Annotated in this window: 17 protein-coding genes and 1 tRNA gene; 11 read left to right on the top strand and 7 right to left on the bottom strand. The window is 71.0% G+C overall.

The features are described 5' to 3' along the window. The first annotated feature begins 3 nt into the window (after positions 1-3). Positions 4-3,984: an ATP-dependent RNA helicase HrpA gene (gene hrpA, locus ACZ58X_RS31155; RefSeq protein ID WP_470336915.1), complete on the top strand. Its 3,981-nt coding sequence runs from the start codon at positions 4-6 to the stop codon at positions 3,982-3,984. A 132-nt stretch (positions 3,985-4,116) separates the two neighbouring features. Then, a tRNA-Asp gene (locus ACZ58X_RS31150) sits at positions 4,117-4,190 on the top strand. Between the two features lie 348 nt (positions 4,191-4,538). Here the strand turns inward: ACZ58X_RS31150 and bldC are convergent. Both bldC and ACZ58X_RS31140 read right to left on the bottom strand, forming a co-directional pair. Continuing rightward, positions 4,539-4,745: a developmental transcriptional regulator BldC gene (bldC, locus tag ACZ58X_RS31145; RefSeq protein ID WP_014137253.1), complete on the bottom strand. Its 207-nt coding sequence runs from the start codon at positions 4,743-4,745 to the stop codon at positions 4,539-4,541. 487 nt (positions 4,746-5,232) lie between these two features. Continuing rightward, positions 5,233-6,129, bottom strand: coding sequence for a DUF8083 family protein (locus ACZ58X_RS31140; RefSeq protein ID WP_470336914.1), 897 nt, complete (start codon positions 6,127-6,129; stop codon positions 5,233-5,235). Between the two features lie 208 nt (positions 6,130-6,337). Here ACZ58X_RS31140 and ACZ58X_RS31135 point away from each other — a divergent pair, with 208 nt between their 5' ends. Together ACZ58X_RS31135 and ACZ58X_RS31130 are read left to right on the top strand one after the other, a co-directional pair. Next, a complete protein-coding gene (locus tag ACZ58X_RS31135; RefSeq protein ID WP_470336913.1) occupies positions 6,338-7,495 on the top strand; it encodes a Glu/Leu/Phe/Val dehydrogenase dimerization domain-containing protein in 1,158 nt (385 codons plus the stop codon). Positions 7,496-7,902: 407 nt separating this feature from the next. Beyond that, positions 7,903-8,160, top strand: coding sequence for a DUF3073 domain-containing protein (locus ACZ58X_RS31130; RefSeq protein ID WP_049654080.1), 258 nt, complete (start codon positions 7,903-7,905; stop codon positions 8,158-8,160). A 155-nt stretch (positions 8,161-8,315) separates the two neighbouring features. On the opposite strand, the gene purM is transcribed toward ACZ58X_RS31130, so the two are convergent. The 3 genes from purM to ACZ58X_RS31115 form a co-directional block, all read right to left on the bottom strand. Next, entirely contained in the window at positions 8,316-9,401 is a 1,086-nt protein-coding gene (gene purM, locus ACZ58X_RS31125; protein ID WP_470336912.1) for a phosphoribosylformylglycinamidine cyclo-ligase, read from the bottom strand. Between the two features lie 83 nt (positions 9,402-9,484). Next, positions 9,485-11,068 (bottom strand): amidophosphoribosyltransferase, encoded by a 1,584-nt coding sequence (gene purF, locus ACZ58X_RS31120; RefSeq protein ID WP_470336911.1) that lies wholly within the window; start codon positions 11,066-11,068, stop codon positions 9,485-9,487. 240 nt (positions 11,069-11,308) lie between these two features. Next, positions 11,309-12,148 (bottom strand): diacylglycerol kinase, encoded by an 840-nt coding sequence (locus ACZ58X_RS31115; protein ID WP_470336910.1) that lies wholly within the window; start codon positions 12,146-12,148, stop codon positions 11,309-11,311. A 126-nt stretch (positions 12,149-12,274) separates the two neighbouring features. On the opposite strand from ACZ58X_RS31115, the gene ACZ58X_RS31110 reads away from it, so the two are divergent. The 5 genes from ACZ58X_RS31110 (at position 12,275) to metG (ending at position 17,721) form a co-directional block, all read left to right on the top strand. Continuing rightward, positions 12,275-13,558: an adenylosuccinate synthase gene (locus ACZ58X_RS31110; protein ID WP_470336909.1), complete on the top strand. Its 1,284-nt coding sequence runs from the start codon at positions 12,275-12,277 to the stop codon at positions 13,556-13,558. Positions 13,559-13,683: 125 nt separating this feature from the next. Further along, positions 13,684-14,286, top strand: a complete 603-nt coding sequence (locus ACZ58X_RS31105) for a GNAT family N-acetyltransferase (protein WP_470336908.1) — start codon at positions 13,684-13,686, stop codon at positions 14,284-14,286. A 534-nt stretch (positions 14,287-14,820) separates the two neighbouring features. Beyond that, the gene (locus ACZ58X_RS31100) at positions 14,821-15,669 is read left to right on the top strand and encodes a helix-turn-helix domain-containing protein (RefSeq protein WP_470336907.1); all 849 of its coding nucleotides are present in this window, start codon (positions 14,821-14,823) and stop codon (positions 15,667-15,669) included. After that, positions 15,666-15,866: a DUF397 domain-containing protein gene (locus tag ACZ58X_RS31095; protein WP_360242465.1), complete on the top strand. Its 201-nt coding sequence runs from the start codon at positions 15,666-15,668 to the stop codon at positions 15,864-15,866. The genes ACZ58X_RS31100 and ACZ58X_RS31095 overlap by 4 nt, the downstream gene beginning before the upstream one ends. 133 nt (positions 15,867-15,999) lie before the next feature. Next, complete coding sequence (gene metG / locus ACZ58X_RS31090; protein WP_470336906.1) at positions 16,000-17,721, top strand: methionine--tRNA ligase; 1,722 nt, start codon at positions 16,000-16,002, stop codon at positions 17,719-17,721. A gap of 170 nt (positions 17,722-17,891) precedes the next feature. Here the strand turns inward: metG and sbnB are convergent, their stop codons facing one another. Then, the gene (gene sbnB / locus ACZ58X_RS31085; protein ID WP_470336905.1) at positions 17,892-18,899 is read right to left on the bottom strand and encodes a 2,3-diaminopropionate biosynthesis protein SbnB; all 1,008 of its coding nucleotides are present in this window, start codon (positions 18,897-18,899) and stop codon (positions 17,892-17,894) included. A gap of 72 nt (positions 18,900-18,971) precedes the next feature. After that, a complete protein-coding gene (locus ACZ58X_RS31080; RefSeq protein WP_470336904.1) occupies positions 18,972-21,203 on the bottom strand; it encodes an MMPL family transporter in 2,232 nt (743 codons plus the stop codon). 462 nt (positions 21,204-21,665) lie between these two features. Between ACZ58X_RS31080 and ACZ58X_RS31075 the strand changes: the two genes are divergently transcribed. Next, the gene (locus tag ACZ58X_RS31075; RefSeq protein WP_470337020.1) at positions 21,666-22,745 is read left to right on the top strand and encodes an ATP-binding cassette domain-containing protein; all 1,080 of its coding nucleotides are present in this window, start codon (positions 21,666-21,668) and stop codon (positions 22,743-22,745) included. Continuing rightward, entirely contained in the window at positions 22,742-23,560 is an 819-nt protein-coding gene (locus ACZ58X_RS31070; protein ID WP_470336903.1) for an ABC transporter permease, read from the top strand. The genes ACZ58X_RS31075 and ACZ58X_RS31070 overlap by 4 nt, the downstream gene beginning before the upstream one ends. The last annotated feature ends 120 nt before the right edge of the window (positions 23,561-23,680 follow it).

Below are 23,680 nucleotides of genomic sequence, written 5' to 3'. Positions count from 1 at the left end.
GGGATGCCCGCAGTGAGTTCTCCCGCAGTCCAGTCCGCCTCCGTTCCCGCCGAGGGTCCCGGAATCGGTGAGCTGGCCGCCCGCCTGCCCGAGCTGACCCTGCGCGACGAGGTGCGGATCGGGCGCCGGCTGGAGGGGGCCCGCCGGGTCCGCAAGCCGGAGGCCCGTCAGCAGATCGCCGCCGAGATCGCCGCCGAGATCGACCGCGCCGAGCTGCTGGTCGAGCAGCGCCGGGCCGCCGTGCCGAAGATCACCTATCCCGCCGAGCTCCCGGTCAGCCAGAAGAAGGACGACATCCTGGCGGCGATCCGGGACCACCAGGTGGTGATCGTCGCCGGTGAGACCGGTTCCGGCAAGACCACCCAGATCCCGAAGATCTGCCTGGAGCTGGGCCGCGGCGTCCGCGGTCTGGTCGGCCACACCCAGCCGCGCCGGATCGCCGCCCGTACGGTGGCGGATCGCGTCGCGGAGGAGTTGGACACCCCGCTCGGCGAGGCGGTCGGCTGGAAGGTCCGGTTCACCGACCAGGTCGGCCGGGACACCCTGGTCAAGCTGATGACGGACGGCATCCTGCTGGCGGAGATCCAGACCGACCGGGACCTGCGCCAGTACGACACCCTGATCATCGACGAGGCGCACGAACGCAGCCTCAACATCGACTTCCTGCTCGGCTACCTCAAGCAGCTGCTCCCCCGCCGCCCCGACCTCAAGGTCGTGATCACCTCCGCGACCATCGACCCGGAGCGCTTCGCCCGGCACTTCGGCGACGCCCCGGTGATCGAGGTCTCCGGCCGCACCTACCCGGTCGAGGTCCGCTACCGCCCGGTCCTGGAGGACGGCGACGACGAGACCGACGAGGCGGACCGCGACCGCGACCAGATCCAGGCGATCTGCGAGGCCGCCCAGGAGCTGCAGGACGAGGGCCCGGGCGACATCCTGGTCTTCCTCTCCGGCGAGCGCGAGATCCGCGACACCGCCGACGCCCTCACCAAGCTGAAACTGCGCAACACCGAGGTCCTCCCGCTGTACGCCCGGCTCAGTTCGGCCGAGCAGCACCGGGTGTTCCAGCGCTCCAACAGCCGCCGGATCGTGCTGGCCACCAACGTGGCCGAGACCTCGCTGACCGTCCCCGGCATCAAGTACGTGATCGACCCGGGCACCGCCCGGATCTCCCGCTACAGCCACCGCACCAAGGTGCAGCGGCTGCCGATCGAGGCGATCAGCCAGGCCAGCGCCAACCAGCGCAAGGGCCGCTGCGGCCGCACCTCGGACGGCATCTGCATCCGGCTCTACTCGGAGGAGGACTTCCTCTCCCGCCCGGAGTTCACCGACGCCGAGATCCTGCGCACCAACCTGGCCTCGGTGATCCTGCAGATGACCGCGGCGGGTCTGGGCGACATCTCCGCCTTCCCGTTCCTGGACCCGCCGGACTCGCGCAACATCAAGGACGGCGTCCACCTGCTGCACGAACTGGGCGCGCTGGACCCGGAGGAGAAGGACCCGCGCAAGCGGCTGACCGCGCTCGGCCGCAAGCTGGCCCAGCTCCCGGTGGACCCGCGGATGGCCCGCATGGTGCTGGAGGCGGACCGGAACGGCTGTGTCCGGGACGTCATGGTGATCGCCGCCGCGCTGTCCATCCAGGACCCGCGCGAGCGCCCCGCCGAGAAGCGCCAGGCCGCCGACGAGCGGCACCGCCGGTTCCACTCGGAGACCTCCGACTTCCTGTCCTACCTGGCGATGTGGCGCTACGTCCGGGAGCAGCAGAAGGAGCTGTCCTCCTCGGCGTTCCGCCGGATGTGCAAGTCCGAGTTCCTCAACTACCTGCGGATACGGGAGTGGCAGGACGTCTACACCCAGCTGCGCACCGTCGCCAAGCAGTTGGGCGTGACGATCGAGGAGCCCCATCCCGACGCCGAGCCGGACGCGGACCGGATCCACCAGTCGCTACTGGCCGGGCTGCTCTCCCACATCGGCCTGTTCGACGTCGAGAAGCGCGAGTACGGCGGCGCCCGCGGCGCCCGTTTCGCGGTCTTCCCGGGCTCCGGCCTGTTCAAGAAGCCGCCGCGCTGGCTGATGTCGGCCGAGCTGGTGGAGACCTCCCGGCTGTGGGCCCGGATCAACGCGAAGATCGAGCCCGAGTGGGTCGAGCCGCTGGCCGCGCACCTGATCAAGCGCAGCTACAGCGAGCCGCACTGGGAGAAGAAGTCCGGTGCCGTGCTGGCCTACGAGAAGGTGACCCTCTACGGGGTGCCGATCGTCGCCCAGCGCAAGATCAACTACGGCCGGATCGACCCGGAGCTCTGTCGCGAGCTGTTCATCCGCAACGCGCTGGTCGAGGGCGACTGGGAGACCCACCACAAGTTCTTCGCCGAGAACCGCAAGCTGCTCGGCGAGGTCGAGGAGCTGGAGAACCGGGCCCGCCGCCGGGACATCCTGGTGGACGACCAGACCCTGTTCGACTTCTACGACGCCCGGCTGCCCGAGGACGTCGTCTCCACCCGGCACTTCGACTCCTGGTGGAAGAAGGCCCGGCACGACCAGCCGGACCTGCTGAACTTCGAGAAGTCGATGCTGATCAACGACGCCGCGGACGGCGTCACCGAGGCCGACTACCCGGACCACTGGCAGCAGGGCAAGCTGCGCTTCAAGCTGACCTACCAGTTCGAGCCGGGCAGCGACGCGGACGGCGTCACCGTCCACATCCCGCTGCCGGTGCTCAACCAGGTCACCGCGGAGGGCTTCGACTGGCAGATCCCCGGTCTGCGGGAGGAGCTGGTCACCGCGTACATCAAGTCGCTGCCGAAGGCGATCCGGCGCAACTTCGTGCCGGCCCCGGACTTCGCCCGGGCGGCGCTGCGCGCGGTGAAGGACCGCCAGGAGCCGCTGCTGCCGTCCCTGGAGCACGCCCTCAAGCGCCTGACGGCCGTCACGGTGCCCCCGGAGGCCTGGGACGACGAGCGGGTCCCGGACCACCTCAAGGTGACCTTCCGGGTGGTGGACGGGAAGCGCCGGCTCGCCGAGTCCAAGGACCTGGAGGAGCTGCGGATCGGGCTCAAGCCCAAGTTGAAGGAGACGCTCTCCTCGGCGGCCTCCGGCCGGGGCATCGAGCAGGGCGGGCTGACCGCCTGGCCGGCCGGGCTGCCGGTGCTCCAGCGCACCTTCGAGCAGCGCTCCCGCGGCCACTCGCTGCGCGCCTACCCGGCGCTGGTGGACGAGGGCGCCACGGTCGGCGTGAAGCTGTTCGACACCCCGCAGGCGCAGGCGCAGGCGATGTGGGAGGGCACCCGCCGACTGCTGATGCTGACCACCACCTCCCCGGCCAAGTCGATCCAGGGCCGGCTGGGCAACCAGGCGAAGCTGGCGCTCTCGCACAGCCCGCACGGCTCGATCGCGGCCCTGTTCGAGGACGTCGTGGCCGCCGCGACGGACCGGCTGATGACGCTGTCCGGCGGCCCGGCCTGGGACGAGGCGGCGTTCGGCAAGCTGCACGACAAGGTGCGGGCGGACCTGTACGACCTGTCCGCGGACACCACGCTCAAGACGGCGACCGCGCTGATCGCCTTCCACAAGGCCTCGACCCGGTTGAAGTCGGTGAGCAGCCCGGTGCTGCTGAACGCGGTGAACGACGTCCGGCTGCACCTGGCCTCGCTGGTCCACCCGGGCTTCGTGACGGCCACCGGCTGGCAGCGGCTGCCGGACCTCAAGCGCTACCTGCTGGCGGTGGACCGCCGGCTGGAGGCGCTGCCCAACCACCCGCAGCGGGACGCCCAGCAGCTGCTGAAGGTCCAGCAGGTGCAGCAGGCGTACGGGGAGCTGCTGGCCGCCGTGCCGGCCGGGCAGCAGCCCTCCGAGGAGGTGCGGGCGATCCGCTGGATGATCGAGGAGCTGCGGGTCAGCTTCTTCGCCCAGGGGCTGGGCACGCCGAGCCCGGTCTCGGAGAAGCGGATCACCAAGGCGATGGAGGCGGCCCGGGCCACGCTGTGACCCGGGCGGCACCGCTGAGCTGCGGGTGCGCCGTGGGGCCCTCAGGAGCCAGTTCGACCTGGGGGCCCACCATGGGCTACAGTCTGTCTTGTTCGCAGCGCAGCAAGCGAGTGAACGAGATCAGAAAACTCTGGTCCCGTGGAGCAGTTGGTTAGCTCGCCACCCTGTCAAGGTGGAGGTCGCGGGTTCAAGTCCCGTCGGGATCGCCGCAGTGCGAGAGGCCCGGAACCGTCAAGGTTCCGGGCCTTTCGCGTTTGGCCGTACGGCCCTTACTCCGCACTAGGTCTAGACCACAAGTGGTTGAACGCGTGACGGTCGTCACTCGCGCCCCCCGGAAACCGGCCCTGAAACGACCCGTTCCGGACTCCACTAATTTAATATGTAAAATTGCACTGTTATTCACTGTAAATCCCCCCCGCACCATGCGCACCGAATCGTTATCCGGAGTTCAGCATTCCGACCACCGGGGGGTCGTCGCCGGGTACGACAAAGGGGCTGCTTACCGGACCCGGCGGAGTCCGGTAAGCAGCCCCTTCGAAAGAGCCTTTGGCCTATCAGGCCTCAGTGCGCTGAGCGGGAATCCCCGCCAGCAGAGCGCGCACCTCCGCCTCACGGTAGCGGCGGTGACCACCGAGCGTGCGGATCGACGTGAGCTTGCCGGCCTTGGCCCAGCGGGTGACCGTCTTCGGGTCCACGCGGAACATGGTGGCAACCTCTGCCGGCGTCAGCAGCGGCTCAGCATCAGGGGTACGAGCGGTCATGAGCGGCCTCCTCGGGAGAACCGAACCAGGGCGGTTCTATCCTTCAAATTCTGCACCTTGGCCCGCGATGCCCGAAATGGCATAGACGGGCCGAGTCGGTTATAGGACGAACGGCTTGTCCTGGTGTCTACAACTACACCATCCGTCCAGCCCTATCGACCAAACCGCCAAAATTGACCCCTCACGGGTTCAAGGCCGACGGATGGCGATGGACCACCCCATAACGGACAGTCACGCGGCCGTGACATCCGGTTACGAGGGGACCAGACCCTCCGTTTCCCCGCAAAGCACGCATCGACTCCAGAACCACCCAAAAGTGGGCACGCTCACGTGAAGTTGGGCTGGTTGTCCCATTTTTGCACATAGGGGTAAGTTCGCGTCAACGGTGAGTAGTGTCACGTTCGACAGCTATTGACCCGAACCGGGACCTTGGTCGGCGCCGTTGTGGACCAAAGACCTCTGACAGTCATACACGGGCGGTCGGACCTCAGTTCGCGTGCCGCAGCGCCAGCACCCGCTGCCACCGCCCCGTCAGCTCCCCGTACGCCCGCAGCGCCTCGGCGGTGTCCCCCGCCCGCAGCGCGCGCAGCCCCTCCTCCAGCTCCCCCGCCGAACGGTCCGCCAACAACCGCTCCGGCCCCAGCAGATGCACCAGCCCCCCGTAGTCCAGTTCCACCAGCGAGCGCGGGTGGAACTCCTCCAGCCACCGCCCGACCCGCTCCGCCCCGCGCACCAGCTCCCCGTCCGGCACCGCCTCGCGCAGCGCCCGGTAGGCGCGCGCCACCCGGCGCCGGGCCTGGGCCATCGGCACCAGGTAGAACAGCGCCGCCGGCCTCCCCCGCTCCCCCTCCTCCGTGCCCGCTCCCCCCGGAACGAAGCACCGGTCCTCGTCCCCGAACGGCAGGAACCAGCGCACCGGGACCTCCCACCGGCTGGTGAGGATCCACGGCCGGGCGTCCGGGTGCCCGGCCAGCCAGCGCTCCCGGTCCGCCTCGGCGGCCGCCCGGGTCACCGGCGGCACCGCGGTGTCCACCAGCGCCACCGGGGCCCCCGCCCGCAGCTCCTCCAGGGCCTGCCAACTGCGCAGCCTGGTCGCCCACGGGCACACGTACAGTACGCCGTCCACGGTCCGCAGGTACGCCCGGCCGCTCTCCTGCTCCGGCAGCGCCCGGGGGGTGCGGGCGGCCAGCTCCACCAGGGCGGCCCGCTGCTCCTCCAGCACCGCCGCCGCGACCGACTGCTCGGCCGCCGCGGCGTCCGGCCCGTGCTCCGCGGCGTAGGCCTGCCAGTGCGCCCGCTCGGGCTCCGGGTAGGCCGCCAGCGGCTCGTAGACCCGCAGGTGGGCCGCGTAGGGCGGCAGTACGGAGGTGCGTACGACGGTCACGTCCTGCATGGTCGCACGCGCCGCCCGGCCCGGGGAGGGCGCGACCCCGAACCGTTCGCGCCCGCACTGACACACCCCCGGCGTCTCACTCCTCGGACAATGGGCACAAGCTCGGACAAGAGGGCTGATCAGGCCCGCGCGCGCGACTACGCTTTCGCCCCAGACGCCCGCACCACAGCAGCGGGCCCTCGATACTGGAGTCACCACAGTGACCGACGTACAGACCCCCGCCACGCACCCCGCACCCGGTGTGCTCAGCAGGATCTTCCGGACCGAGCAGGACGGCGCCCCCGGCGACGGCCACGAGCAGGTCGTCCTCTGCCACGACCGCAGCTCCGGCCTCAAGGCGATCATCGCCATCCACTCCACCGCGCTCGGCCCCGCCCTCGGCGGCACCCGCTTCTTCCCGTACGCCTCCGAGGAGGCGGCCCTGGAGGACGCGCTCAACCTGTCCCGCGGCATGTCCTACAAGAACGCGCTGGCCGGGCTCGACCTCGGCGGCGGCAAGGCCGTCATCATCGGCGACCCGAACAAGGACAAGAACGAGGCGATGCTGCGGGCCTACGGCCGCTTCGTCGAGTCGCTGCGCGGCCGCTACATCACCGCCTGCGACGTGGGCACCTACGTCCAGGACATGGACGTCGTCGCGCGCGAGACCGAGTTCGTGACCGGCCGCTCGCCGGAGCACGGCGGCGCCGGCGACTCCTCCATCCTGACCGCCTTCGGCGTCTTCCAGGGCATGCGCGCCAGCGCCCAGGCCCGCTGGGGCCAGCCGACCCTGCGCGGCAAGCGGGTCGGCGTCGCGGGCGTCGGCAAGGTCGGCCACTACCTGGTCGGCCACCTGGTCGCGGACGGCGCCACCGTCGTCGTCACCGACCCCTTCGAGGCGGCCGTCAACCGGGTGCGCGCCGCCCACCCGGAGGTGGAGGTGGTCGCCGACACCACCGCCCTGCTCCAGGCCGAACTGGACGTCTACGCCCCGTGCGCCCTCGGCGGCGCGCTGACCGACGACGTGGTCGCCGCGCTCGGCGGGTTCGGCACCTCGATCGTCTGCGGCGCGGCCAACAACCAGCTGTCCCACCCGGGCGTCGAGAAGGACCTGGCCGACCGCGGCATCCTCTACGCCCCCGACTACCTGGTGAACTCCGGCGGCGTGATCCAGGTCGCCGACGAGATCGACGGCTTCAACTTCGAGCGGGCCAAGAACAAGGCCACCAAGATCTTCGACACCACCCTGGAGATCTTCACCCGGGCCGCCTCCGACGGCATCCCGCCGGCCGTCGCCGCGGACCGCCTGGCCGAGAAGCGGATGCGCGAGATCAGCGCGCTGCGCACGGTCCTGCTGCCGGGCTCGCGCCGCGGCTGATCCGCCGGCCCGGTCCGGCTCCGCCCGGACCCCCTCCGGGCGGAGGACGCGCGGGGGGCCGACACCTTCGGCCCCCCGCGCATCACGATGTGGAACCGGATTCTCACTTCTCCGCCCGAACGGGTGATCCGAGGTCCCCCTAGGGGGGATAATCGGTCCTGGAACGACGGACCCCGAACACCTCCGGACAGCGCGAAGCACGCCGCAAAACCTCCCCTGACCTGGGAAGACCTGGTCTCGGGTGCAGTCGGTGCGCGCCACGTCACAACCACGACGTACCGTCCAGCGGCGGAAACAGGTACCGTTAATGCTCCAAGGGACGGTCCTCCCATTCGGGCAGGCCGGTCCTGATCATGAACACGTGTCAGACTCGGGGCCGTGAGCCCCATCGTTGAGGGGGTCGACCCATGGGGCGCGGCCGGGCCAAGGCCAAGCAGACGAAGGTCGCCCGCGAGCTGAAGTACAACAGCGGCGGGTTCGACGCTAACCGTCTGTCCAACGAGCTGGGCGTATCGCCGTCCACCGCTTCGATCGAGCCGGAGCCGATCGAGGAGGAGGAGGACGACGACCCGTACGCGGAGTACGCCGCCCGCTACGCCGACCTCGACGACGACGGCGACACCGAGCCGGGCACCGGGCCGTCGCAGGCCTCCCGCCGCTCGTAACCGCAGCTTCGCCTGACCGGTCCTGACGCCCCCGGGCGCCGGACCGGTCTTCGGCGTTCTCGCTGTTCGCCCGCTCGGCGCGGGCCGGGGCCGCCGGAACGTGCAGAGGGCCCCTCCGGTGCGCCGGAGGGGCCCTCTTCGCGTCCGACCGGCCGTCAGCCCGTCGTGAAGCCCTCGTAGGCGTTGTACAGGGCCGCGCCGGCCCCGTGCTCGTCGGTGCGCTCGACCACGTCACCGAGCAGCCAGGCCTCGACGCCGCGGTCCTCCAGGATCGACAGCACCACGTCCACCGAGTGCGGCGGGACGACGGCGACCATGCCGACGCCCATGTTGAGCGTCTTCTCGATCTCCAGGGTGGCCACCTTGCCGACCTCGGCGACGGTCCGGAAGACCGGCAGCGGGGTCCAGGTGCCGCGGTCCAGGCGGGCGTGCAGGCCGTCCGGGATCACCCGGGCCAGGTTGGCCGCCAGGCCGCCGCCGGTGACGTGCGAGAAGGCGTGCACCTCGGTGGCGCGGGTGAGCGCCAGGCAGTCCAGCGAGTAGATCCGGGTCGGCTCCAGCAGCTCCTCGCCGAGGGTGCGGCCGAACTCCTCGACCTTGCGGTCCAGCTTCCAGCCGGCCTCGTTCAGCAGCACGTGGCGCACCAGCGAGTAGCCGTTGGAGTGCAGGCCGGAGGCGGCCATCGCGATCACCACGTCGCCGGCCCGGACCCGCTCGGGGCCCAGCAGCGCGTCGGCCTCGACCACGCCGGTGCCGGCGCCCGCGACGTCGTACTCGTCCGGGCCGAGCAGGCCCGGGTGCTCGGCGGTCTCGCCGCCCACCAGGGCGCAGCCGGCCAGGGCGCAGCCCTCGGCGATGCCCTTGACGATCGAGGCGACCCGCTCCGGGACGACCTTGCCGACGCAGATGTAGTCGGTCATGAACAGCGGCTCGGCGCCGCACACCACGATGTCGTCCACGACCATGCCGACCAGGTCGTGGCCGATGGTGTCGTGCTTGTCCATGGCGGCCGCGATGGCCACCTTGGTCCCCACGCCGTCGGTGGCCGAGGCCAGCAGCGGCCGCTCGTAGTTCTTGAAGGCGGACACGTCGAAGAGGCCGGCGAAGCCGCCGAGACCGCCGACCACCTCGGGGCGGTTGGCCTTCCTCACCCACTGCTTCATGAGCTCGACGGCGCGGTCGCCCGCCTCGATGTCGACACCGGCGGCGGCGTAGGTGGCGCCGTTCTGGTTGCTGGTCACTGCGTGCGGCCCTTTCGGGTCAGGTGGGGGTGGTTCGGAAACAGCGGTGGGGCCCCGGTTCGCGGGACCCCACCGTGCGTTCGCTACGGGCGGCGCAGCGCGTCGGCCGCGCCCGCCCCGCCGAGCAGCGACTGGACGCCGTCCAGGTCGCTGCCGCTGGTCGGCTTGCCGCGGACGGCCGGCTGCTGCTGGCCGCCCTTGATCTCGGCCTCCAGCAGGAGCTTGCCGAGCAGCGCCGGGTCGGGCAGCTCCATCGGGTACTCGCCGTCGAAGCAGGCCCGGCAGAGCTTGTCCTTGGGCTGCTTGGTGGCCTCGATCATGCCGTCGATCGAGATGTACGCGAGCGAGTCGGCGCCGAGCGTGCGGCCGATCTCCTCGATGGTCATGCCGTTGGCGATCAGCTCCGCGCGGGTGGCGAAGTCGATGCCGAAGAAGCAGGGCCACTTCACCGGCGGCGAGGAGATCCGGATGTGCACCTCGGCGGCGCCCGCCTCGCGCAGCATCTTCACCAGCGCGCGCTGGGTGTTGCCGCGGACGATCGAGTCGTCCACGACCACCAGGCGCTTGCCGGCGATGACCTCGCGCAGCGGGTTCAGCTTGAGCCGGATGCCGAGCTGGCGGATCGTCTGGCTGGGCTGGATGAAGGTGCGGCCCACGTAGGCGTTCTTCACCAGGCCGGAGCCGTACGGGATGCCGCTGGCCTCGGCGTAGCCGATCGCGGCGGGGGTGCCGGACTCGGGCGTCGCTATCACCAGGTCGGCCTCGACCGGGGCCTCCACGGCGAGCCGACGGCCCATCTCCACCCGGGAGAGGTGCACGTTGCGGCCGGCGATGGAGGTGTCGGGGCGGGCCAGGTAGACGTACTCGAAGACGCAGCCCTTGGGCTTGGCCTCGGCGAAGCGCGAGGTGCGCATGCCGTTCTCGTCGATGGCGATGAGCTCGCCGGGCTCGACCTCGCGGATGAAGGAGGCGCCGCAGATGTCCAGCGCCGCCGTCTCGGAGGCGACCACCCAGCCGCGCTCCAGCCGGCCGAGCACCAGCGGGCGGATGCCCTGCGGGTCACGGGCGGCGTAGAGGGTGTGCTCGTCCATGAAGACGAGCGAGAAGGCGCCCTTGACCTTCGGCAGCACGACCTTGGCCGTCTCCTCGATGGAGAGGTCCGGGTGGCCGGCCAGCAGGGCGGTCACCAGGTCGGTGTCGTTGGTCGCGGCGGTCCGGCCGGAGCGCGAGACGTGCTCCTCGCCGGGCAGTTCGGCGACCATGGCCGCCAGTTCGGCGGTGTTCACCAGGTTTCCGTTGTGCCCGAGGGCCAGCGAACCGTGGACGGTCGCGCGGAAGGTCGGCTGGGCGTTCTCCCAGACCGAGGACCCGGTGGTCGAGTAGCGGGCGTGTCCGACGGCGATATGCCCGTGCAACGACCCCAGCGAGGCCTCGTCGAAGACCTGGGAGACGAGTCCCATGTCCTTGAAGACGAGAATCTGGGAGCCGTTGCTCACTGCGATGCCCGCGGATTCCTGACCGCGGTGCTGCAGGGCGTAAAGGCCGAAGAACGTGAGCTTGGCGACCTCCTCGCCGGGAGCCCAGACACCGAAGACGCCGCAAGCGTCCTGGGGGCCTTTCTCACCGGGAAGAAGATCGTGGTTGAGTCTTCCGTCACCACGTGGCACGCCTTCGAGTCTAGGGCAGTTGACCAGGGCTTCCGGTACCCGGGAGGTCCGCTCCGGGCGGCGATCGCGGAGTAACGCGCGTAGACAAAACCCCTTACGGAGCCGGGAATTCGGGTGGGGGAATTCCGGCGAGCGGCGGTTGGCCTTGCGGTTCGCGCCTGTTGGGGCTCTCCGTGTGCGCAGCGGTGGTCGCCGGGCGGCTCCGAACGTGAGCCTGCTCACCCGGGGTTCACCCGGAGGTCACGCGGCGGGCAGCAGCAGGCCCCAGGCGCCCGGGTGCACCGTCCAGGTCCGGGCCCGGACCGGGCCGACCGGATGGCCGTCCGCCTCGTAGCCGAAGCCGCGCCCGACCACCGAGACGCTGGCCGCCCGGACCCGCACCAGCGCGCCGGGCGCGCGGACCACCACCTCCAGCACGCCGACGCCGTCGGCGCCGGTGAGGGTGAGCTCCACCAGCCGGACCGGGCGGTGCACGTCGGCCAGCAGCCGGCCGTCCGCCTCGACCCGGACCCGGGGGCTGTGGTCGACCGCGTCGGAGGTGAGTGCGTTCGCCTGCTCGGCCGCAGCCAGTTTCGCCCATAGCGAACGCCAACCACCCGGACGGCCCCCGGAGCGACGGGCACCGCCGCCGGTGATCCGCACCCCGCCGAGCGCCACCCCGCCGCCGTCGTCCACCAGCAGGTCGAAGGTGCGCGGCGCCCCCGACAGCACCGCCCGAGCGGCCCGCACCGGCTCCTCCGGCACGCCCAGCGCGCGGGCCGCCGCGAGCTCCTCCGCCCGGCCCACCGGAACCATGCCCACCGGATCCGCGCCCAGCTCACGCTGGCGGTGCAGGGCCTGGAGCACCCGCTGCAGGGCGAGATCGGAACCGATCACCACCGGTCGCCGACGACCCCGGTGCGAAAGCATCCGGTCGAGTTCGGTCGGGTTGTCCGGATAGGCCACCTTGACGTCCGCACCCCCGCACAGCACGTCCTTCGCGATCCGCACCGACTCCCCGTCGGTCTGCCGGGCCACCGGGTCGAGCAGCAGCAGCAGGGGCTCGGGACCGCCGGTTCCAGGCGTGGACAGGGACGACACGACCGGTCCTTCCTCAGGTAATCTCTCGGTGCAAGAGCCCCTTGCGCCATTGCGCCAGGGGCTTCGTCTATCTCGGGGCAGACTGCGGCCTACGCAGGATGCCCCAACCGGAAGGGGTGTACGCCTGTGCCGGCACTCGTGCTCGTTGGCGCTCAGTGGGGGGACGAGGGCAAGGGGAAGGCCACCGACCTCCTCGGCGGCTCCGTCGACTACGTCGTCCGCTACCAGGGCGGCAACAACGCCGGTCACACGGTGGTCATCGGCGACCAGAAGTACGCCCTGCACCTGCTCCCCTCCGGCATCCTCAGCCCGAACGTGACCCCGGTCATCGGCAACGGCGTCGTCATCGACCCGGGCGTGCTGCTCTCCGAGCTGGCCGGCCTGAACGAGCGCGGCATCGACACCTCCAAGCTGCTGATCTCGGGCAACGCCCACCTGATCACCCCGTACCACCGGACCATCGACAAGGTCACCGAGCGCTTCCTCGGCAAGCGCCGGATCGGCACCACCGGCCGCGGCATCGGCCCGACCTACGCGGACAAGATCAACCGCGTCGGCATCCGCGTCCAGGACCTGTTCGACGAGTCGATCCTGCGCCAGAAGATCGAGGCGGCGCTGCACGACAAGAACCAGATCCTGGTCAAGCTCTACAACCGCCGCGCCATCCCGGCCGACCTGGTGGTCGAGGAGTACCTGGGCTACGCGGAGAAGATCAGGCCCTTCCTCGCCGACACCACCCTGGTCCTGGACGAGGCCCTCAAGGCCGACAAGGTCGTCCTGCTGGAGGGCGGCCAGGGCACCCTGCTCGATGTCGACCACGGCACGTACCCCTTCGTGACCTCGTCGAACCCGACCGCGGGCGGCGCCTGCACCGGCGCCGGCATCGGCCCCACCAAGATCGACCGGGTCATCGGCATCCTCAAGGCCTACACCACCCGCGTCGGCTCCGGCCCGTTCCCGACCGAGCTGCTCGACGAGGACGGCGAGGCGCTGCGCCGGATCGGCGGCGAGCGCGGTGTCACCACCGGCCGCGACCGCCGCTGCGGCTGGTTCGACGCCGTCATCGCGCGCTACGCGACCCGGGTCAACGGCCTCACCGACTTCTTCCTCACCAAGCTCGACGTGCTGACCGGCTGGGAGCAGATCCCGGTCTGCGTCGCGTACGAGATCGACGGCCGTCGGGTCGAGGAGCTCCCCTACAACCAGTCGGACTTCCACCACGCCAAGCCGATCTACGAGACGCTGCCGGGCTGGACCGAGGACATCAGCAAGGCGAAGACCTTCGCCGAGCTGCCGAAGAACGCCCAGGCCTACGTGAAGGCGCTGGAGGAGATGTCCGGCGCGCCGATCTCCGCCATCGGCGTCGGCCCGGGCCGGGACGAGACGATCCAGATCAACTCGTTCATCTGAGCCGGTTCCTCCGGAGGGCCCCGCGGGACGCACCGTCCCGCGGGGCCCTTCCCTTTGCCCTCCCCTCATTGCACTAGTACATAAATCCATTGCATCTAGTGCAGAGTCGCGCTACGTTCGGGGGCATGACCTCGAAGCCGCCCACCGCCACCACCCTCACCGGCCGCCACCTCCGCCTGGAGCCGCTGGGGCGCCACCACCTCGCCGGCCTCTGGGCCGCCGTCGGCCCCGACCCCGAGGTCTGGCGCTGGACCATGGACCTCCCGCCGGCCTCCGAGGAGGAGCTCGGCCGCATCCTCGACACCCGCATCGCCGGGGCCGAGCGGGGCGACTCGGTGTGGTTCGCCGCAGTCGACCTCGCGACCGGCACCGCCGTCGGCATCACCGGGTACCACGACATCAACCCCGCGGACGAGTCCGTCGAGATCGGCGGCACCCTGTACGGCCGCGCCGTCTGGCGCACCGCGGTCAACACCGAGGCCAAGCTGCTGCTGCTCACCCACGCCTTCGAGGACCTCGGCACCGGCCGCGTCTACTGGAAGACCGACGCCCTCAACGAGCGCTCCCGCAACGCCATCCTGCGCCTCGGCGCCCGGTTCGAGGGCGTCCTGCGCCGCCACCGCCTCCGCCCCACCGGCACCTGGCGCGACAGCGCCTACTTCTCGATGCTCGCCGACGAGTGGCCCCCCGCCAAGGCCCGCCTGACCGCCCGCCTCGCCCGCGGCTGACGGCGGGCCCCGGGCCGGGGGTTATTCGTGCTCGGCCGGGGTGGAATGGCGGGGGATCAACTCCCGTTTTGTCGCGCGGAGTTCCCGGGGTTGCATGTTGACCAGCCAGACCAGCCAGCCGACGAATAGGACGGCGAGGAGGAGGGCGGACAATCCGGCGACCAGAAGGGCATTCACCGGGGTGCGGAAATGCGCTGGGGGAGGTGGGCGCGGTGGGGGCGCAGGTGCGCAGGGCCGGGAGGGGGAGGAAGGGGCACGGCTGTCTCCGGTCGGTGATGCCGAACGCCCTGACCGTGCATCTGGGTGTATTTACGGCTGATTGGCAGGGCCGATAGGCGACTTGGCGACTGTTTAGGGGACAACAAGTCAGCGAGTGACACGGACGACCATAGGGTCAGGGTGCCAGAGTTGCTACCGAGGGACTGGACGTTCACTCCATCGTGGGGTATCCCCCAATTCGCTAGCTAGGGCCCGGTGTGCACGTCACACTTCACCGGAAGCATCGACCGAAGCCGCGATCCGGAGAAGAGAGTCATGCCACCCCGCTTGTCGCCGACCGTCCGCCAGCAGCGCCTGGGGATCGAGCTGCGCAAGATGCGCGAACGCGTGGGCGTGACGCCCAAGAGCCTGGCCGCCACGATCGGCACCGACCTGCCCAAGATCTCCCAGATGGAGAACGGGAAGTCGGGCATCAGCGCCGAACGGCTCCGGATCTGGGCGCGCACCTGCGGCTGCCCCGACGGACCGTACCTGGACGCGCTGCTCGCCATGACCCAGGACCGCCGCAAGTACTGGTGGGACGGCTACCGGGGCCGGATGCCCAGCGGGATCATCGACATCGCCGAGATGGAGCACCACGCCACGTCGCTCTCCATCCTCAACAGCACCTTCATCCCCGGGCTGCTGCAGACCCCGGACTACGCGGCCGCGGTGTTCGAGCGGCTCCCCGCCCAGCACCGCCAGGAGGCGCAGGTCCGGAGGGAATTCCGGATTCGACGCCAGCAGATCTTCGTCGACCGTCCGAAGCCGTACAGCGCGATCCTGCACGAATCCGCGCTGCGGATGCAGTTCGGCGGCCCCGCCGTGCTGCGCGACCAGTTGCGGAGCCTGCTGGCGAATTCCGAACGGCCCGGACTGGAGATCCGGGTGATCCCGTTCAGTGTGCCCACGTACACCGGCTCCTCGGAGAGCCCGTATCTCGCGCGCGGGCCCGTCCCGGAGCTCGACACCGTCCAGATCGAGCTCGTGCACGGGCCGAAGTTCGTGCACTCCGAGGCGGAATTGTCGTCCTACCGACAGATCAAGGAGAAGACCGCGGCGATCGCGCTCGGGGCAGACGACTCCCGGGACTTCATCCAGGTCATACTGAAAGATTTCGCATGAACGTGTGGCGCAAGGCGTCGGCCAGCGGCGAGAGCACCGACTGCGTGGAGGTCAGGGCGTCGGGCGGCATGGTGGAGATCCGCGAGTCGGACCTGCCCGAGGTGGTCGTGCGGACGACGCCGCGCAAGTGGGCGGCGTTCGTCCGCGGGGTCAAGGCCGGGGAGTTCGACCGGTACGCCGACTTCACCCGTCCGTGAGGCCGCGGCGCCCCCGTCACGGGCCCGGCGCCGGGACGGGCGGCGGTAGGCTGGGCAGCCCACAGTGGACCCCTGCGCCTGGCACCGCACTCCGGGTGGGGTGCGCGTGCGGGAGAAATCGGAGCATCCGAGGATGGCTCGGCACCTGATCACCAGCGCCCTTCCGTACATCAACGGGATCAAGCACCTGGGCAACATGGTCGGGTCGATGCTCCCGGCGGACGTCCACGCCCGCTACCTGCGCCAACGCGGGCACGAGGTGCTGTACATCTGCGCCACCGACGAGCACGGCACGCCCGCCGAACTGGCCGCGCAGGAGGCCGGGTTGCCGGTCGCCGAGTTCTGCGCCCGGGCGCACGACGCCCAGAAGGCGGTGTACGACGGCTTCGGACTGTCCTTCGACCACTTCGGCCGCAGCTCCTCGCCGCAGAACCGGGAGATCACCCAGGAGATCGCCCGCGAGCTGCAGCGCAACGGCTTCATCGAGGAGCGCTCGATCCGCCAGGTGTACTCCAACGCCGACGGCCGCTTCCTGCCGGACCGCTACATCGTCGGCACCTGCCCGCACTGCGGCTACGACAAGGCGCGCGGCGACCAGTGCGAGAACTGCACCCGGGTGCTGGACCCGACCGACCTGCTGGAGCCGCGCTCGGCGATCAGCGGCAGCGCCGACCTCGAAGTCCGGGAGACCAGGCACCTGTTCCTGCTCCAGTCGAAGCTGACCGAGGAGGTCGAGGCCTGGATCGCCGCGCACGGCGATGACTGGCCGGTGCTGGCCTCCTCGATCGCCCGCAAGTGGCTGACCGAGGGCCTCCAGGACCGCTCGATCACCCGCGACCTGGAGTGGGGCGTCCCGGTGCCGGCCGACGTGTGGCCCGAACTGGCCGCCGAGGGCAAGGTGTTCTACGTCTGGTTCGACGCCCCGATCGAGTACATCGGCGCCACCAAGGAGTGGGCGGACGCCGCCCCGGCCGGGCAGCCGCGGGACTGGAAGTCCTGGTGGTACGAGGCCGACGACACCGTCCGCTACACCGAGTTCATGGCCAAGGACAACGTCCCGTTCCACACCGTGATGTTCCCGGCCACGATCCTCGGCTCGCGCCGCCCGTGGAAGAAGGTCGACTACGTCAAGGCCTTCAACTGGCTGACGTACTACGGCGGGAAGTTCTCCACCAGCCAGAAGCGCGGCATCTTCACCGACGTCGCGCTGGAGCTGCTGCCCGCCGACTACTGGCGCTACTTCCTGATGGCGCACGCCCCCGAGTCGGACGACTCCAGCTTCACCTGGGACCTCTTCGCCTCGGTGGTCAACAAGGACCTCGCCGACACCCTCGGCAACTTCGTGAACCGGGTGCTCTCGTTCAGCCGCAAGCGCTTCGGCGACGACGTCCCGGCCGGGGCCGCGCCGGGCGGCGCCGAGGAGCGGCTCGGCGAGCAGACCGCCGGCCTGCTGGCCGAGTACGAGGCCCAGCTGGAGGCGCTCAACTTCCGCAAGGCCGCGCAGGCGCTGCGCGCGCTGTGGAGCGCCGGGAACGCCTACCTGGACGAGAAGGCGCCCTGGCTCCAGGTGAAGACCGACCCGGAGGCGGCGGCGCTGACCCTGCGGACGGCGATGAACCTGATCCACCTGTACGCGGTGGTGTCCGAGCCGTTCATCCCGACCGCGGCGGCCGCGATGCGCGGCGCCTTCGCGCTGGACGGGGACACCCGGACCTGGATCACCGCGGACCAGGCCCGGGCGCTGGACCTCGTCCCCGCCGGGACGCCGTTCACCGTGCCGCCGGTGCTGTTCGCAAAGATCACCGACGAGGACCTGGCGGCCTGGACGGCGCGCTTCGGCGGCTCCGAGGGCTGAGCCCCGGCGCAGGCTGAGCCCCGGCGCGGGCGGAACACCACGAGGGCGGAACCCCGCGAGGGCCCCGGCCGCCGGTCGGCGGTCGGGGCCCTCGTCGGTGGTGCCGGGCCCTTCGTGGGGGGCGGGCCCGGGGGTCGGCGGGCCCGGTGGGGCGGGCCCGGGGTGGGGGGCTACCAGCGGGTGGTCTCCGCGAAGAAGCCCGGGATCTCGGTCGCCCGGCCGGACGCCACCGCCTCGTCGTGCACCAGCGCGCCGACCGCCAGGTCGAGCACGCCGAGGCCGAAGGGCGAGAAGACCACCGGACGGTCGGTGCCGACGGCGACCTCGCCCTCGATCACCTGGGCCAGCGTGCCGGTGACGAACTCCCGGTTGCCGTAGAGCTGTTCGGCCAGGTGCGGAGAGGTGTTCGCCTTCATGCAGTGCTCGACATCGTCGAGCACGTTGTACGCGCCGCCGATGATCTCCGGCGCGAGGTCGCGCAGCGAGATGTTGAGCACCAGCTGCCCGGGGGCGAAGGTCTCCGGGTCGAGGATGTACGGCTCGCCCGCGGTGGTGGCCAGCACCACCACGTCGGCGCCCTTGAGCGCCTCGTCCAGGCTCTCCACCACCTTGGCCGGGTAGCCGAGTTCGGCGTCGGCGTGGTCGACCAGCGCCCGGGCGTACTCGGCCTTGCGGTCGTGCACCACCAGCTCGTCGATCTCCCACTGCTGGGCGCCGAAGAACTCCAGGATGTTGCGGGCGATGATGCCGGCGCCGATCACCGCCAGCCGGCCCGCCGTACGGCCGCCGCTGAGCACCTCGGCGGCGAGCACGGCGGAGGCCGCGGTGCGGGCCGCGCTGATCTGCGAGGCCTCCAGGACGGCGAACGGGTAGCCGGTCTCGTAGTCGTTCAGCAGCAGGGCGGCCGAGGCGCGCGGGAAGCCCCGCTCGATGTTGGCCGGGAAGCTGCTGATCCACTTGATCCCGGCCACTCCGACGCCGCCGCCGAGGTAGGCCGGCAGGGCGATGATCCGGGCGTCCGGCTTGGCCGGGAACCGCAGGAAGTAGCTGTCGGGGTTCACGGACTCGCCGGCGCCGTGGGTCAGGTAGGTCTCCCGGACCTCCTGGACGATCCGCGGGCGGGCTCCCGCGATGACCTCGCGGGCGGTGGTGCCGTCGATGACTCTGAACTCGAACACGGTGGTGGCTCCAGTCGGGTCCGCCCGGTGCGGGCGGGGATCGGGCGGTGCGGAGGGGCGGGCGGGGCCGGGTCAGCCGACGTAGGCGCTACCGGCCGGCTCGTGCTGGCCGGCGACGGGGTTCGCCCCGGCGGCGTGCGCGGCGCGGTTGGTCCGGCCGCCGCCCAGCCAGCGCGGCAGGTACCAGTTGCCGTCACCGAGCAGGGCCATCACCGCGGGCAGCAGCACCGCGCGGACCAGGGTGGCGTCCAGCAGGACCGCGACCGCCAGGCCGATGCCGAGCTGCTTGAAGTCCTGCATGCCCAGGGTGCCGAAGACCGCGAACACCGCGACCATGATCAGACCGGCGCTGGTGACCACCCCGGCGGTGTTGCGGATGCCGAGGCCGACCGCCTCCCGGCTGGACTTGCCCGAGAGGTACGCCTCGCGGATCCGGGAGACCACGAACACGTGGTAGTCCATCGAGAGGCCGAAGAGCACCACGAAGACGAACAGCGGCATCCAGGACTCGATCGCCCCCGGCGCCTTGGTGCCCACCAGCGAGGCGCCCCAGCCGTGCTGGAACACCGCGGTCATCACGCCGTAGGCGGCCGCCACCGAGAGCAGGTTGAGCAGGATCGAGGTGATCGAGATGGTCAGCGAGCGGAAGGAGAACAGCATCAGCAGGAAGGTGACGCCCATGACGAAGGCGAACACCGGGACGATGCTGCGGTCCAGCTGGTCGTTGTAGTCGACCGAGAAGGCGAGGTCACCGGCGACCAGCGCGGTGGTGCCCGGAACGGTCTTCAAGGTCTGCGGCACGATCTGCCCGCGCAGCGCCGACAGGGCCGCCTTGGAGGTGGCGTCGGTGCCGTTGCCCGCCAGCGGAACGCTGATCTGGGCGATGTTCTTGTCCTTCCAGTACCGCACGTCGATCTGGTTGCCGGTCTTCCCGGAGGCCAGGGCGGCCTGCTTGAAGTCCTCGATGCTCTTGGCGACCTGCGGCGAGTCGATGTTGTCGGCCTTGACCACCACGGTGGCGGGCGAGGGCGACCCCGGGAACTCGCGGTCGATCCGCTGCGAGACCGAGACCAGCGGGTTGTCCGAGGGCAGCAGCTTGTCCATGCCGAGCTTCTCGGTCTTCATGCCGAGCGCCGGCAGGGCCAGCACCAGCAGCACCGCGGCGGACAGCAGCGCGAAGATCCCCGGGCGGGCCAGCACACCGCGCAGCAGGGCGTTGGCGGGCTTCGGGCTCGCCGCGGCGGCCTGCCGGCGCTTGCTGATCCACGGGATCCGGCCGGCCGCGACCTTGTCGCCGAGCATCGACATCAGGGCCGGCAGCACGGTCATCGAACCGACCACCGCGACCGCGACGACCTCGATGGTGGCCATCGCGAAGCCCTCGAAGACGGTCAGCCCGGAGAGGAACATGCCGGCCATCGCGATCATCACGGTGAGGCCGGAGACCATCACCGAGTGGCCGGAGGTGTGGGCGGCGATCCGCAGCGCGGTCGCCTTGTCCCGGCCGGCCGCCCGCTCCTCGCGCTCGCGGCGCAGGTAGAACAGGCAGTAGTCGACGCCGACGGCGAGGCCCATCAGGAACATCACCGAGTTGGTCATGCCGTCCACCGGCACCGCCTGGCTGCTCAGCGCGAGCAGCCCGAGCGCGCCGATGCAGGCGGTGACCGCCAGGGCGACCGGCAGCACGGCCGCCACGAAGGCGCCGAAGACCACCAGCAGGATGCCCAACGCGACCGGCAGGGCGGTCAGTTCGGCGCGGGTGAAGTCGTCGCCGAGGCTGTCGTTGATGCCCTTGAGGGCGGTCGCGCCGCCGAACTCGCCAAGGGTCACCTGGGGGTGGGCCTTGGCGGTGTCCTGGACGGCGGTGATCACCGGGTCGATCCGGTCGGCCGCGGTGTCCGGGTCACCGATGACGGCGAACATGATCAGCGCCGAGTGCTTGTCGGCCGAGAAGGCCTGGGTGGTGTACGGGTCCCGCAGGTTCTCCGCGAGACCGGTCTTGTTGACCGCGTCGGCGGTGGCCTGGACGGCGCCGCGGAACTCCGCGGAGTCCGCGGTCAGCGCGTCGCTGTGGACCAGGATCAGCTCGTTGACCGGGTCGTTGATCCCGGCGTCCTTGAGGACCTGGGCGGCCCTGCCGGACTCCCCGGTCCCGTAGTCGGCCTGGGTCAGGCTCTTCTGGCCGACCATGCCACCGAGCACGGTGACCAGGACGACCAGGATGATCCAGCCGAAGACGGCGGTCTTGCGGTGCTGGGCACTCCACTCGCCCAGCCGGGCCGCGAAATTGCTTTGACGTGCCATTACCTCTCCTGCGATCGGCGGCAATGATCAAGCCGCGGTGGCGACAGACGGGTTGGATGTGTCCTCACCGGCTTGAGGGGGACCGGGGGAATACCCATGACCGTAGGCCCTCGCGAACGGCTGTGGAGCCCCTGGGAGTTGCAGCATCCTGCGGTGGCAAGCTGCTGCCAGCGGAGCCGGGCCGGAGCCCCTTACCGGCCCCGTTTCCCCGGTGCTACGGTCGGTCCTCGTTGAGGGACAACCATTCGAGCGGACCACATTCGAGTGACGCCGGGCCGATGATTCGGGAAAGTCGGCCGACCGCCCCGTGCGACCGACCGGTCGTCGAGTGCGCGAGTACCCGACCGGGCCCGAGGGCCGACTCCGAACGATTCCACTGAATTTCACGATTCCGCGCCGGAATGTGCTCCGGCGTCTGCTTTCCGAACGATCCACAGACCTCCGTGGAAGGGGGAATGAATGATGGACACCGCAATCAGGGCGACCGGACTCGGCAAGAGATACGGCGAGCACCACGCGCTCAGGGGCGTGGACCTTGAGGTCGCGGCCGGCACCGTGCTCGGCCTGCTCGGCCCCAACGGCGCCGGCAAGACCACCACCGTCCGGCTGCTGGCGACCCTGCTGGAACCGGACCAGGGGCGGGCCGAGGTGGCCGGCTTCGACGTCGTGCGCCAGCAGCGCCAGGTGCGCCGGCGGATCGGCCTGGCCGGTCAGTACGCCGCCGTCGACGGGCTGCTCACCGGTCGCGAGAACCTCGAACTCCTGGGCCGGCTCCTGCACCTGGGGCGCAAGGGCGCCCGGGAGCGGGCGGCCGAGCTGCTCGCCCGGTTCGAGCTGGAGGACGCCGCCGAGAAGCCGGCCCAGACCTACTCCGGCGGCATGCGCCGCCGGCTGGACCTGGCCGCCGCGCTGATCGGCCGGCCCGAGGTGCTGTTCCTGGACGAGCCGACCACCGGGCTGGACCCGGCGAGCCGGCTGGTGCTCTGGGAGATGGTCCGCGAACAGGTCGCCCAGGGGGTGACCGTGCTGCTCACCACCCAGTACCTGGAGGAGGCCGACTTCCTGGCCGACCGGATCCTGGTCATCGACAGCGGCACGGTGATCGCCGAGGGCACCCCGGACGAGCTCAAGCGCAAGGTCGGCGAGGAGTGGCTGGAGGTGGGCGTCGGCACCGACGCGGCCATCGCCCAGGCCCTGGCCGTGCTCGCCCCGGTGGCCGCCGCCCAGCCCGAAGTGGACCGCACCGGGCGCCGGATCACCGTCCAACTGGCCGACGGCATCGGCACCATCGCCGCCGCCGCGGTCGCCCTGGAGACGGCCCGGGTGCCGGTGACGGACTTCGCGCTGCGCCGTCCCTCGCTGGACGACGTGTTCTTCCACCTGACCGGGCGCGGCACCCAGGTCGGCCGGGCCCCCGAGGAGGCCGCGCCGGCGCTCGCACCGGGCGCACCGCAGCCGCGGGCCGGACAGGGCGAAGCGGGCGAGCAGGACGAACGGGAACCGGTGGCGGCCGCCGCCGGACGGACGGGAGACGAGCAGTGAGCGACATCGGCGCCTCGGCCGGCCTCGGCACGGCCCTCGGAGACACGGCCGCGCTGATCGGCCGCCACCTGCGGCACCTGCGGCGCACGCCGGAGAAGATCATCGCGATCACCCTGACCCCGGTGACCATGGTGGTCGTGCTCGGCTACCTGTTCGCCAGCGTGGTGACCGTGACCGGCTCCGGCGAGTACCACGACTACGTGATGGCCGGGGTGTTCGCCCAGGTCGGCCTGACCTGCGTCGGCGTGGCCGCGCTGGGCGTGGCCACCGACCTGCGCACCGGGCTGATCGACCGCTTCCGCTCGCTGCCGATGGGCCGCTCCGCCGTGCTGGTCAGCCACACCGCGGCCGACCTGCTGACCGCCGCGGCCGCCACCTTCGCGGTCACCCTGGCCGGCCTGGGCGTCGGCTGGCGGATCCACAAGGACGTCGGCTCGGCGGCGCTGGGCTTCGTCCTGGTGCTGGCCTTCGCCTACGCGATGCTCTGGCTGGGCGCGCTGGTCGGCATGCTGATGCGCAACGCCGAGGCGATCAACGGCATCTCGGCGCTGTTCCTGGTCGTGCTGTCATTCCTGTCCAACTCGTTCATGCCGCTGTCCGGGCTGCCCGCCTGGCTGCGCGCGGTGGCCGAGTGGAACCCGGTCAGCCTGGTGGCCTCGGCCTGCCGCGAGCTGTGGGGCAACGCCCCGACGGTGGTCGGCGGCAGCCTGCCGGACCGGCACCCGGTGCTGCTCGCGGTGATCGTGGTGGCGGCCCTGCTCGCGGTGCTGATCCCGGTCAACCTGCGGGTCTACCGCACCGCGGTGACGCGTTGACGCACCACCCGGCCGGGGGGGGGGGGGGGGGGGGGGGGGGGGGGGGGGGGGGGAAGGGGGGGGGGGGGGGGGGGGGGGGGGGGGGGGGGGGTGGGGTGCTTTCTCTTTTTTGTGTTGGCG

The organism is Kitasatospora sp. NPDC040550 (assembly GCF_055594965.1).
This window is presented reverse-complemented; position numbering and strand designations above follow the sequence as displayed.